Genomic DNA, 13024 nt, shown 5'->3' with positions numbered 1-13024 from the left:
CTGCCGCTACGGCAGCAGGATGATCTTGCCCGAGGCGGCGCCGGATTCCATGAGCTCATGGGCCCGCGCCGCTTCGGCGAGCGGCAGCTGCGGTCCGAGCTCGATCGTGAAGTCCCCGGCATCCAGGAGCGCGATCGTCTCGGGCAGGGCCTCGGCACGCCAGGCGAGTTCCTGCGCGGTCAACGGCACGGGGGAGCCGCCGGAGAAGGCGCGGATGCCGAAGGACGCGGCATCCGGCCCCCGCACGATCGTCGCGATGCGGTCTCGGTCGGCCACCAGGGCGAGGGAGGTCTCGATCGCCTCGTCGGTGCCGGCGCAGTCGAGCACCACCGTGACGGGGGACGACGCGGCCGCGCGGACCCGGTCGAGAAGGCCGTCGCCGTAGGCCACGGGGAGGGCGCCGAGCTCGCGCAGCTGGTCGTGGCGGGCGGGGCTGCCGGTCGCGATCACGGTCGCACCCCAGGCGACGGCGAACTGCACGGCCGCTTGACCGACCGCTCCGGAGCCTCCGTGCACGAGCAGCACGTCGCCCTCGGCCACCCCGAGCGAGCGCAGTGCCTGGTAGGCGGTGCCGGCGGGGATGCCGATTCCGGCGCCTTCGGCGGTGGTGACGGAGTCGGGGAGCTTGGCGAGGTTCTCGGTCGGGATGGCGAGCGCGGAGGAATAGGTGCCGTGCCCGTCGCGGATGGCGACCCGGTCGCCGACCGCGAAGTCGTCGACGCCCTCACCGAGCGCTTCGATGACGCCGGCGCCGTCGAAGCCGACCGGACGCGGCTCGGTGATCGGCGGCGACGGGCGCTTGCCGCCGCGCAGCTTCGCGTCGATCGGGTTCGCCCCTGCCGCTTCGATGCGCACGACGACCTCGCCCCGTGCCGCGACGGGATCGGGGACCTCGATCAGATGCAGGACAGCGGGGGAGCCGATTTCGGTGTACACGATCGCGCGAGCCATGCGCTCAAGGCTACCCGCGGCGGGCCGAGCGGTCGCGGATCAGCGCCCCGACAGCGCCTTCATGATGCGCTGCGGCGACACCGGCTGCGCGGTGCCCAGTCGCTGCGCGAAGACGCTCACCCGATACTCCTCCAGCAGCCAGCGCACCTCGACGAGCGCGGGTGTCGCGTCGGCGGAGAGCGGGATCGTGCCGCCCGCGTCTTCGAAGGCCTTCGCCATCCGCTCGTACTCGGTCATGCGCGCGCGGTCCTTGCCGGGTTCGCTGGAGAGGGTCTTCAGCCGGTCGAGCATCCCCTCCAGGTATCGGGGGAACTGCGTGAGACGGTCGGCGCCGGCGGCGGAGACGAACCCGGGGTGCAGCAGGCCGCTCAGCTGGGTGCGGATGTCGTTGAGGGGCCCGAGCAGGGCGAGCGAGTTCTGCGACTTGATGCCGCGCTCGACGTCGCGGGACTTGGTGAGGATGCGGGCGACCAGGGAGACGCACGCGAAGAGCTCGTCGACGAGGACGGAGGAGACCGCGTCGCGCACCCGCGCGAAGTCCGCCTCGTTGCGCACGATCCCGTCGGGCACGAGACCCTCGATGACCTTGCGCGCGACCGCCGCGCGGCAGTCCTCGATGAGGGCGGCGGCGGAGGGATAGGGCGAGGCGGCGAGCGCCAGCTTCTCCTGGCTGGTGAGGTGCTCCTGCACATAGGACGAGGGCGAGGGCACGCCGAGCAGCACGAGCCGCAGCACGCCGTCGCGCGTGGCGGCAGCGGCGGCATCCGGGGTGGATTCGACGCGTACCGAAACGGTCTTGCCCTGGTCGACGATGGCCGGATACCCCCGCACGACGCCGCCGGCGACGCGGGTGTCGAGCACCTCGGGCAGGTCGCCGAAGGTCCAGGCGGTGAGGCCCGTCTGCTCGAGCGGTGCGGCGGCCACGCGCTCGACGCCGCCGCGTTCGGCTCCGCGGCCCGCTCGAGGCGTACCGGCGCGGGCAGGGGCGGCGATCGATCGGGCGACGCTGCTGCGTGCGCGGTCGGAGAGCTGGGCCTGCAGGGCACGCAGATCGCGCCCCGAGCCGACGATCCTGCCGCGCTCGTCCACGGCGCGGAAGTTCATGCGCAGGTGCGGCGGCACCCGCTCGTCGTCGAAGTCGGCGGCGGAGACCAGCTGATTCGCGAGCGGCTGGATGCGGCGGGCGAGGGCCTCCTTGAGCGTGCGCGGCGGCAGGCCGCCGTGCGACTCCGGTCCCTCCTCGACGAGCTCTGCACCGAACTTCTCGGCCCAATCGGCCGCGGGGACGACATGGCGGCGGATCGCCTTGGGGAGGGCGCGCAGAAGCCCGGTCACGAGTTCGGCGCGCAGGCCAGGAACCTGCCAGTCGAAGCCGCGGTCCTCGATCTGCGCGAGCAGCGGCAGCGGCACGACCACGCTCACACCGTCGTCGTCGGCGCCGGGCTCGAACCGGTAGGCGAGGCCGAGCACCTGGTCGCCCTGCGTCCACCGCGTCGGGAACTCGCGCTGATCCGCTCGTTCCTCGTCATCGATCAGGTCGCTCTCGCGCATCACGAGCAGCTTCGGCGTCGTGGCCATCGCCTCGCGCCACCAGCTCTCGAACGAGCGCACGTCGAACACATCGGTGGGGATGCGTTCGTCGTAGAACCGGAAGACGGCTTCGTCGCCGGCGAGGATGTCGCGGCGGCGCTCGCGCTCCTCGAGCTTCTCGAGGCGTTTGCGCAATTCGGCGTTGCTGCGCCAGAAGGCGCTCACCCGCTTGTCGATCCGTGTCGGATCCCACTCGCCCTCGACGAGCGCATGCCGCACGAACAGCTCTCGCGAGGCGGCCCGGTCGATGCGGGCGAACTGCACGCGCCGACGCGGGATGATCTCGAGCCCGAACAGCGTCACCTTCTCGAAGGCGACCGCGGCGCCGGCATCCTTCGACCAGTGCGGCTCGGTCACCTGTCGCTTGGCGAGGTCGCCGGCGAGCGGCTCGGCCCAGGCGGGATCGATCGCGGCGACCGTGCGCGCGAACGTGCGCGAGGTCTCGACGATCTCGGCGGCGATCACCGCGCGCGGGCTCTTCTTGCGCAGCCCCGACCCGGGGAAGATCGAGAAGCGGATGCCACGGGCGCCGCGGTACTCCGCGACACGACGGCCCTTCGGCTCCTTGGCGGGGGAGTGCGATCTACCCGCAGGGGCGGTGCGCTCGTCGAGGATGCCGATCTGCGAGAGCAGACCCGACAGCAGGGCCCGGTGGATGGCGTCGGGGTCGCTGGTCGCGTCGCCCTCATCCGTGCGGGCGTCGTCGCGCAGCCGGTCCGGTGTCTTCACGAGCGTGCGCAGCTGGCGATGCACGTCGAACCACTCGCGCACCCGCACGTAGTTGAGGTGCTCGGAGCGGCACAGCCGGCGGAAGGCGCTCGAGCCGAGTTCGCGCTGCTGCTCGCGCAGGTGGTTCCACAGATTCAGCAGGGTGAGGAAGTCACTGGTCGGGTCGACGAATCGCGCGTGCAGACGGTCGGCCTCCTCCCGGCGTTCCTCCGGCCGCTCGCGCACGTCCTGGATCGTCATACCCGAGACGATCGCGAGCACGTCGCGCGTCACGGTGCCGCCGGAACCGGCCCGCCCGGCTTCGATCAGCATGCGTGCGAACCGCGGATCGATCGGCATGCGCGAGATGTCGCGACCCGTGCGGGTGAGGTGCGGGGCGCCGTCGCGGCGGGACGGCTCGACCGCTCCGAGCTCGGTGAGCAGGTCGAACGCGGCCTTCACGCCGCGGGAGTCGGGCGGGGTGAGGAAGGGGAACGCCGTGATGTCGCCGAAGCCGAGCGAGAGCATCTGCAGGATGACCGAGGCCAGAGAGGTGCGCAGGATCTCGGGCTCGGTGTATTCCGGCCGCTTGGCGTAGTCCTCTTCCGAGTAGAGGCGGATGGCGATGCCGTCGCTGGTTCGGCCCGCGCGGCCCGAACGCTGATTCGCCGAGGCCTGCGAGACGGCCTCGATCGGCAGCCGCTGCACCTTGGAGCGATTGCTGTATCGGGAGATGCGTGCGGTGCCGGTGTCGATCACGTACTTGATGCCGGGGACCGTGAGGCTCGTCTCGGCGACGTTGGTGGCGAGGATCACCCGGCGGCGCACCCCGGCCACCCGGCTGCGCTCGAACACCCGGTGCTGATCGGCGGCGGAGAGGCGTCCGAACAGGGGCAGCACCTCGGTGGGGGCGCGGTCGTTCGCATAGGCGCCGCGAACGGCGTCGGCGGCATCACGGATCTCGGCCTCGCCGGGGAGGAAGACGAGCACGTCGCCCGGCGCCTCGCGGTCGAGTTCGCGCAGCGCGGCGACGATGGCCGAGACCTCGTCCTCCGGCTCGGCCGGCTCAGCCTCGTCGTCCGCATCCTCGACCGGACCGCGATAGCGGATCTCCACCGGATAGGTGCGTCCCGAGACCTCGATGATCGGTGCCGGCGTGCCGTCGGAGGCGGCGAAGTGCTTCGCGAAGCTCTCCGGATCGATCGTCGCCGAGGTGATGATCACCTTGAGGTCGGGGCGCTCCGGGAGGATGCGGGCCAGGTAGCCGAGCAGGAAGTCGACGTTGAGGGAGCGCTCGTGCGCCTCGTCGATGATGATCGTGTCGTAGCGCGTGAGCAGCCGGTCGCGGTGGATCTCGTTGAGCAGGATGCCGTCGGTCATCAGGGCGATGCGGGTGGCGTCGGACACCTTGTCGGTGAAGCGCACCTTGTATCCGACGAGCGCGCCCATCTCGACCTGGAGCTCTTCCGCGACCCGTTCCGCGATCGTGCGGGCGGCGAGACGCCGGGGCTGCGTGTGCGCGATGCGCTCGCGCCCCAGCTCGAGCGCGATCTTCGGCAGCTGCGTGGTCTTGCCCGAGCCCGTCGCACCCGCGACGATCACGACCTGGTGGTCGCGGATGGCATCGGAGATCTCCGCCCTGGCCGCACTGACCGGCAGCTCCGGGGGATAGGAGATCACAGGGGAGGACATAGCCCTCCATCGTATGCCGGGATCGGGCATGTGCATGCCGATGTCAGCCCCTACGATCGGGGGGTGATCACTGCTCTCGCTCCCGTCCGGTGGTTCCACGAGTTCGGACGGCCCCCGCGCATCCTGGGCCTTGACATCGCCAGGGGGCTGGCGATCCTCGGCATGGCCGGAGCGCACATCGGCGAGACCGAGCCGTTCCAGTGGCTCGACCCGGCTACCTGGACCGATCTGGTGCACGGACGCTCCTCGATCCTCTTCGCGGTGCTCGCCGGCATCTCGATCGCCCTGATGACCGGGCGCAGCGCCCTCCCCGAGCGGGAGCGCATCCCGAGCATCCGGCTGAACCTGATCGGCCGGGGCGCGGTGATCTTCGTGATCGGTCTGGCCTTGGAGATGCTGAACACCCCGATCGCGGTGATCCTCACGCTCTACGGCCTGCTCTACGTCGCGGTCATCCCGTTCCTGCGCTGGCGACCCTGGCAGCTGCTGGCGGGAGCCGGGGTGCTCGCGCTCCTGGGCCCTGCGCTGCTCGCGTTCCTGAATGCGGTGATGCTCAACCCCTACGGTTCCGGCATCGGGTTCGTGCTGTACGGCACTTATCCGATCACCGTCTGGATGGCCCTGGTGCTGGCGGGCATGGCGCTCGGGCGCCTGAACATCGGGCGGCTGCGCACCGCGGTGGCGGCTCTCAGCATCGGCGTCGCACTGATGGTGGTCGGATACGGCCTCGGAGGCATCGGACAGGCAGCGGGTATCACCGGTGCCGTCGGCGGCAGCTCGTCCGCTGCGGAGCTCTCGTCGGGCAGCGGCTCGATCATCGACGGCGGTTCCGGCAGTTGGGCTCCGCCGGCCGGGTGGGAGGACTATCCGCAGGCGCTCGCCGCGTCCGACCCGCTTCGCGCCGTGCTCACGGCGGTCTTCGCGGTCGACCCGCACAGCGGCGGCACGGCCGAGATCCTCGGATCCGGTGGCTTCGCACTCACGATCATCGCGCTGTGTCTGCTGCTGAGCAGGCCCCTGCGCTGGGCGCTGCTCCCACTCGGTGCGCTCGGTTCCATGCCGTTGACGGCATACAGCGCGCACGTCCTCTCGATCATGGTGGTCGGCGGGCCGGGCGGGTTCTTCTCCAGCAACGCCTTCTGGGCCGCGACCGCGATCGGGTTGCTCGTGATCACGACGCTCTGGTCGATGTTCTTCGGACGGGGGCCGCTCGAACGCCTGGTCGGACGAGGAGCGGCGGCGATGGCGGCGGTGCCCCGGCGCTGAGCCGGTCGGCGCCGGGCCTCCCGGAAGCCGAGAGGGGCGATGTGCTAGCGTGGGAGCGCGCACGCTGTCTGGCGTTCGCGACCGACCCGCATTTCGGGTCGGACTGGGGAGTTCTGAACTGGGGAGTTCACACCACCGCGTCGCGGCGTTCGTCGCCGCCTCGATGTCGTCGAGCGCGCGGTGGAGTGACGACCTCGCGTTCGGAACAGCATCGACTGGGGAGTCACTGTGGGGAATACGAGTTTCGGGCGCCGAGCGCGGGGTGTCGTCGCGTCAGCGCTGACGGCAGGTCTGCTGATCGCCGGTCTGTCCGGTGTGGGCGCGACAGCGGCGGGCGCGGCAGAGGTGCCGCCGTCGATGCCGCCGCAGTTGCAGCGCGACGACAACGTGGTGACGTCGGATCCGATCCCGACCGTGCAGATCGACAACGGCTACGTCTGGGCGCAGACCACGATCGGCACGACCGTCTACGCGGTGGGCAAGTTCGACAACGCGCGCGAGCCTAAGGCGGCCCCCGGTACGTCGTTGACCGCACGATCGAACGTGCTGGCGTACGACATCGTGACCGGCGCGCTGTCGTCGTTCGCCCCGAAGGTCAACGGAGTGATCAAGGCGGTCGCTGCGTCTCCTGACGGATCCCGCATCTACATCGGCGGTTCGTTCAACAGCGTGAACGGCAAGGACCGCTGGAACTTCGCCGCACTGGATGCCAAGACCGGCGAGCTCGTCCCGCAGTTCGCGCCGTCGATCGGCGGCAGCGGTGTGTACGCGATCACGACCGACGGATCGAACATCTACCTCGGCGGTCTGTTCACCCAGGCGAACGGCGTCGCCCGCAAGAACCTCGCCGCATTCGACGCCGGGAACGGCGCACTGCTGAGCTGGGCTCCGCTGGCCGACCGTCAGGTCGATGCCCTCGTGATGGACCCGGCAGGGGCGAAGGTCATCGTCGGAGGCCGGTTCTCGACGCTCAACGGCAGCAGCCTGCGCGGATCTGCCGCGGTGGACAAGTCCACGGGGGCGGCTGACACCGACTGGGGCATCTCCAAGGTCGTCAAGAACAGCGGGAGCAGCAGCAACTCCGGCATCTTCGCTCTCGCCACCGACGCGAACACGGTCTACGGCACCGGGTGGAGCTGGTCCGGCGGGGGCAACCTCGAGGGCACGTTCGCGGCAGAGGCGGGAAGCGGCGCCGTGCGCTGGATCGCGGACTGCCACGGCGACCACTACGGCGTCTACTCCACCGGCAAGGTGGTCTACACGACGAGCCACATGCACTCCTGCAACACGATGGGGCTGCAGCCGCAGAAGAGCCCCGCGGTCTACCAGTACGCCGAGGCGTACACGACGGACGCGCGCGGCACCCTTTCCGCGAACACCTACTCCGGGTACGCCAGCTGGGCGGGAACTCCCGCACCGTCGCCGTATCAGTGGGCACCGGACTGGTCGGTGGGCACCACGACCGGACTCGGCCAGGCGGGCCTGTCGATCACCGGCTCCGGCGACATGATCTCGATCGGCGGCGAGTTCCGATCCGTCAACGGCGGTCAGTTCGAGGGACTGGTCCGCTTCTCCACCAACCCTCCGGCCGGCGCGAAGGACGGCCCCCGCGTCGCCGATGCGAACTGGAAGCCCACCGCGGGCACCTCGCCTGTTCCCGGTCGTGCTCGTGTGTCGATCCAGACCAACTGGGATCGGGATGATCTGACGCTCACCTACGAGCTGTACCGCGCCGGAACCGCTGAGCCCGTGGCGAGCACGACCGCGGACGGAACCTGGTGGAAGCGCGCGACGGTCACGCTCGACGACCCGTCGGCTACCCCGGGCGCGACCCAGAGCTACACCGTGGTCGCGAAGGACGCCGACGGCAACACCGCGACCAGTGCGAGCGTGAGCGCGAAGGCCACAGCGGGCACCGTCTCGGCGTACACGACGAAGGTTCTCGCGGACGGCCCCTCGCTGTACTACCCGATGGGGAACGTCTCGAAGGACTGGGCGGGATCGAACAACCCGGTGAACGGTTCGGGCGCCACGGTCTCGTCGTCCGGAATCGAGAACGGCGGCACCGGGTCGACCACGGTCAACGGCACCACGAACGGACGGGTGTCCTCCGACGCCAAGGCGGCGGCGTCGAAGGACTTCTCCTCCGAGATCTGGTTCAAGACCACCACGACGACCGGCGGCATGCTCATCGGCTCCGGCTCCGCCAAGACGGGGAGCTCGGCGACGGTCGACCGTCACCTCTACATGACGAACAGCGGCACGCTGACCTTCGGAGTCTCCGCAGCGCAGACCCGTGCCACCATCTCCGGAGACAAGGCGCTGAATGACGGCGCCTGGCATCACGCCGTCGTCTCGCAGAGCGCGGACGGGATGAAGCTGTACGTCGACGGGGAGCTCGTCGCGTCGGATCCGGCGGTGACGAACGCCAAGACCGATGCCGCGTATGTGCGCATCGGGGGCGACCTGCTCACGGGCTGGCCGTCGGCTCCCTCGTCGAACTACTTCAAGGGGTCGCTGGATGAGGCCGCGGTGTACTCGTTCGCGTTGAACTCCGAGCAGGTGCGCTCGCACTTCCAGGTCGGAAAGGGTCTCAAGGCTCCGACGGCGGTCTTCACCGCGCAGACGACCGATCTGAGCGTGGCGGTCGACGGCGCAGGTTCCGTCGCCGACGGTGCGGCCACCATCAGTGCCTACGCATGGGACTTCGGCGACGGCTCGACGGCCACCGGCGCCACGGCGTCGCACGAGTACGCGGCGGCGGGAACCTACACGGTGCGCATGACCGTGACCGACAGCAGCGGACTGTCCGCGTCGAGTGAGAAGCAGGTCGTCGTCACGGCGCCTGTCGCCGCCGATGTGGTGGCGGCCGCCGACGGATTCGATCGTGTGGTCGAGTCCGGATGGGGCACTGCGGACATCGGCGGTCTGTGGACGCCGATGCAGGGCAAGTCGACGGCGCTGTCGGTCAAGGACGGCGCCGGGGTGATCGACCTCGTCGCGGGACAGACGCGAGAGATGCTGTTGGACGATGCGTCTGTGCGCGATTCCGCCACGACGATGTCCTACTCGCTCTCAGGCGGTCCGGAGTCGGGCACGGTCTACGTCGGTGCGGGCTCTCGTCGCACGGGTGACGTGGGGTATCGCGCTCTGGCGTGGCATCGCGCCGATGGCTCGGTGTGGGTCGTGATCCAGCGCAACGGCACGGCGATCGCCAGCGCGGCGGTCCCCGGTATGACCTGGAGCGCGGGGACCGTGTTCCACCTGTCGACCGAGACGTCCGGTTCGCCGTCGACGACGATCCGCGCCAAGGTGTGGGCCGACGGGCAGCCGGAGCCGGCGGCGTGGCTGGTGTCCACGACCGATGCGACCCCCGCGCTGCAGGGCGAGGGATCGCCGTCGGTGTTCTCCTATCGGGCCGGCGCCGCGACCGGCACCAACGTCGTGAGCGTGAACGAGGTCAAGACCCTTCGACAGGGCGAGTGATCGGGTGAGCGGGTGGGGGTACCGGCGCGAGCCGGGCCCCCACCCTTTCTGTCAGAAGTGGGTGCCGCCGTCGATGCGCACCTCGGTGCCGGTGATGAAGGCGCCGTCCTCGCTCGCGAGCATCGCCACGACACCGGCGACCGACTCGGGGCCGGCGAAGCCCTGACCGGTCGCGGGTGAGAGCTTCATGAACAGGCTCATGTCGGCGTCGTCAGGCAGGCCCGGTCCGTTGCTCTGGTTGCTCCGACCGGATCCGTCCGTCATGCCGGAGGAGATCGAACCGGGCTGCACCGCGGTGAAGCGGATCCCGCTCTTGGCGTATTCGGCTGCCAGCGCGTGGGTCATCGACTGCACGCCGCCCTTGCTGGCGGCGTAGGCAGCCATGTACGGGTGAGCGAAGCCGGCTGAGGTCGAGCTGAAGTTGACCACGGCCGACGAAGTGCCCTCGAGCAGCGCGGGGATCGCCTGACGGATCACGAGGAACGTGCCCACCAGGTTGATCCGGATGACCTGCTCGAACTGGTCGAGCGTCGTCTCGTGGGTGTGCGAGGAGCGCAGGATGCCGGCGGCGTTCACGAGGACGTCGAGTCCGCCCAGGGCGGCCACGGCCTCGGCGACGCCCGCGGCGACGGAGGCCTCGTCGGCGATGTTCATCGTGACCGTCGTGAGCCGCGCGGCGAGGGTCCCGGCCTGGGCGATGGTGTCCTCGAGGCCTGCGGTGCTGACGTCGGCGGCGACGACGCTGCCGCCCTCGCGCAGCATCCGCAGCACGGTGGCCTGGCCGATGCCCGACCCTCCGCCGGTGATGAGCGCCCGACGTCCTTCGTAGCGGTTCATGGTCTTCCCTTCGTCGTGGTGTCGTGGTGCGACACTCCGTTGTAGGCAGACTATGCCTGTATGGCAGATCGTGCCACCTAGGCGTCGCCTGTCGAGCAGGAGGCCTCGTCCCGTACGCTGTGACGGTGGAGACCTCGACCCTCACCGAGCGCCGCAAGGCCGCGACCGAACGCGACATCGCCGCCGCTGCCGCCGCCCTGTTCGCGGAGCAGAGCGTGACGGGTGTCACCGCTGAGCAGATCGCCGCGCGTGCCGGCGTATCGGTGCGCACGTTCTACCGGTACTTCGCGCGCAAGGAAGATGCGATCACGCCGATCCTCAGCGTGGGAGCCCAGCGCTGGCAAGAGGCGTTCGCGGAGGTCGGAGAGCGGTCGCTGCGCGCGCAGATACCGGCCGTGATCCGGGCGCAGCTCGTCGAGGACCGGGCCGATGCGGGGGAGCGCACCGAGACCGAGGGTCTCGAACTCGACACGATGCTCGGCGTGCTCCGCGGGCTCGACGACGACACCGCGATGCGAGACGTCTGGCTGCGCGTGAATGACGATTCCGAGCGGCGGCTGCGCGTGATCCTCCAGGATCGGGGGCTCGCGGTGTGGGAGGCGACGCTGCTGGCCACCGTCGCGACGGCCTCGATCCGTGTCGGGCTCGAACAGTGGGCGGCCGACCCCGACGGCCCTCGCCCCGCGGCGCGGGCGGTCGACGCCTTCCAGGCGATGTCGCAGGGGCTGCGCGGGCTCGACTGACCTCGGTGCTCGCGGGACGACAGGCGGGATGCGCCACGCCTAGAGCGGGAGCGCCAGATACAGCTGATAGGCGGCTTGCCCGGCGAAGCTGTCCGCGGCGTTCGTCGGCGCTTCGACGATGTACAGACGCCCGGGCGTGTGCGGCCTCGACTGGGCGTCGAGATGCCACACGACGCGGCTGACGGTCGCGCCGTCGAAGTCGTATCGCGTGCCCGACCCGTCGTCGAACACCTGTTCCGTGTATGTCGGGTCGCCGATCCTGGCGCGGATGTCGAGGGCCGCCTGCGCGGCAGCGTCGTCGGTGGGGAACTGCAGCACCGTCACCGTGGCACGGCCGGCGTCGGAGGCGAACACCGCTGTTGCGGCATCGCGCGAGCCGAGGTCGTTCGCCGCGTTCGTCCAGTCGCCCTCGATCCGCCAGTCGCCGGCGGTGGCTCCGATCTCCTCGGTGGCCGCGGCGCAGAGCTCGCTGCACGCGGACGTCGGCCGATCGGGGGTCGGTGTCGGGGACGCGGATGCCGACGGCGCCGCCGATGCGCCGGGGCGTCCCTCGCCGATCTCGGCGCGCAGCCCGGCGGCGAGAAGGAGGTTCGTCGCGATCGTTCCGAGGAGCAGGACGGCGGCGACGACGGTGACCAGGATGACGATGGTTCGACTGCGCCTCTTGGTCGCGGCGACGATCCGGGTCTCCTCCTCGTCCGGCGCAGGCGTGTCCGCGGCAGGGGGAGGTGGCGGGAGATACTCCGCATCGTCGGAGGCGTCGCGCTCGTTCATCGTTCCTCAGCCTACGGAACCTCGGCTGCGGGCCACGTCACCCGCACCGACTTCCCTCGTCATCGTTCGGATCCGCCTGTCATCACAGGTCATAGGCTGGAGGGATGACGATTCCTGCACTCGAACTGAACGACGGCAATTCCATCCCGCAGCTCGGCTACGGCGTCTTCAAGGTGCCGCCGGCAGAGACCGAGCGCGCGGTGAGCGAGGCGCTCGAGATCGGCTACCGCCACATCGACACCGCCGCGATCTACGGCAACGAGGAGGGCGTCGGTGCCGCCATCGCGGCTTCCGGCATCCCGCGCGACGAGCTGTTCGTCACGACGAAGCTCTGGAACGACCGCCACCACGACGACGAGCCGCGTGCGGCCATCGCCGAGAGCCTGGAGAAGCTCGGCCTGGAGAAGGTCGATCTGTACCTGGTGCACTGGCCCACCCCCGCGAAGGACGACTACGTGCACGCCTTCGCGAAGCTCATCGAGCTGCGCGAGGCGGGGCTCACCCGCAGCATCGGCGTCTCGAACTTCCTGGTTCCGCACCTGGAGCGCACCGTGAAGGAGACCGGTGTCGTGCCGGCCGTGAACCAGATCGAGCTGCACCCCGCCTACCAGCAGCGCGACGTGGTCGCCTGGGCCGACGCGAACGGTGTGCGCATCGAGGCGTGGGGTCCGCTCGGTCAGGGCAAGTACGACCTGTTCGGCGCTCCGGCGGTGGCGGATGCCGCGGCGGCCCACGGGGTCACGCCCGCCCAGGCCGTGCTGCGCTGGCACCTGCAGAAGGACATCATCGTGTTCCCGAAGTCGGTGCGCGCCGAGCGCCTGCGCGAGAACCTCGATGTCTTCGGCTTCGAACTGACCGATGCCGAGATCGCGGCGATCGACGCGCTCGACCCGCTCGACGGCTCCGGCCGCGTCGGCTCCCACCCGGACGAGGTCAACTGACCCGCTGCGGTGAGACGGAGCCTTCGAGCTCACATG

General features: G+C 70.2%; 8 protein-coding genes. 4 read left to right on the top strand and 4 right to left on the bottom strand.

What is annotated here, in order from left to right; all coding sequences use genetic code 11:
* Positions 1 to 6: 6 nt before the first annotated feature.
* Together ASC55_RS06170 and hrpA are read right to left on the bottom strand one after the other, a co-directional pair.
* Entirely contained in the window at positions 7 to 951 is a 945-nt protein-coding gene (locus ASC55_RS06170) for a quinone oxidoreductase family protein (RefSeq protein ID WP_055873701.1), read from the bottom strand.
* A gap of 39 nt (positions 952 to 990) precedes the next feature.
* A complete protein-coding gene (hrpA, locus tag ASC55_RS06165) occupies positions 991 to 4941 on the bottom strand; it encodes an ATP-dependent RNA helicase HrpA (RefSeq protein WP_055873699.1) in 3951 nt (1316 codons plus the stop codon).
* Between the two features lie 63 nt (positions 4942 to 5004).
* Between hrpA and ASC55_RS06160 the strand changes: the two genes are divergently transcribed.
* Together ASC55_RS06160 and ASC55_RS06155 are read left to right on the top strand one after the other, a co-directional pair.
* Complete coding sequence (locus ASC55_RS06160; protein WP_235563118.1) at positions 5005 to 6207, top strand: heparan-alpha-glucosaminide N-acetyltransferase domain-containing protein; 1203 nt, start codon at positions 5005 to 5007, stop codon at positions 6205 to 6207.
* A gap of 228 nt (positions 6208 to 6435) precedes the next feature.
* Positions 6436 to 9693 (top strand): LamG-like jellyroll fold domain-containing protein, encoded by a 3258-nt coding sequence (locus ASC55_RS06155; protein ID WP_235563117.1) that lies wholly within the window; start codon positions 6436 to 6438, stop codon positions 9691 to 9693.
* Positions 9694 to 9744: 51 nt separating this feature from the next.
* Here the strand turns inward: ASC55_RS06155 and ASC55_RS06150 are convergent, their stop codons facing one another.
* The gene (locus ASC55_RS06150; RefSeq protein WP_055873691.1) at positions 9745 to 10530 is read right to left on the bottom strand and encodes an SDR family NAD(P)-dependent oxidoreductase; all 786 of its coding nucleotides are present in this window, start codon (positions 10528 to 10530) and stop codon (positions 9745 to 9747) included.
* 125 nt (positions 10531 to 10655) lie between these two features.
* Here ASC55_RS06150 and ASC55_RS06145 point away from each other — a divergent pair, with 125 nt between their 5' ends.
* Positions 10656 to 11273: a TetR/AcrR family transcriptional regulator gene (locus tag ASC55_RS06145; protein ID WP_235563114.1), complete on the top strand. Its 618-nt coding sequence runs from the start codon at positions 10656 to 10658 to the stop codon at positions 11271 to 11273.
* Between the two features lie 39 nt (positions 11274 to 11312).
* Here ASC55_RS06145 and ASC55_RS06140 read toward each other — a convergent pair whose 3' ends face one another.
* Positions 11313 to 12047, bottom strand: coding sequence for a hypothetical protein (locus ASC55_RS06140; RefSeq protein ID WP_055873685.1), 735 nt, complete (start codon positions 12045 to 12047; stop codon positions 11313 to 11315).
* Between the two features lie 104 nt (positions 12048 to 12151).
* Here ASC55_RS06140 and ASC55_RS06135 point away from each other — a divergent pair, with 104 nt between their 5' ends.
* Positions 12152 to 12988: an aldo/keto reductase gene (locus ASC55_RS06135; RefSeq protein ID WP_055873683.1), complete on the top strand. Its 837-nt coding sequence runs from the start codon at positions 12152 to 12154 to the stop codon at positions 12986 to 12988.
* Positions 12989 to 13024: the final 36 nt, after the last annotated feature.

It is taken from the genome of Microbacterium sp. Root322, from assembly GCF_001425645.1.
Taxonomy (GTDB): Bacteria; Actinomycetota; Actinomycetes; order Actinomycetales; family Microbacteriaceae; genus Microbacterium; species Microbacterium maritypicum.
Note: the sequence above shows the minus strand (reverse complement) of the source record. Positions and strands in the feature narration are given on the sequence as shown.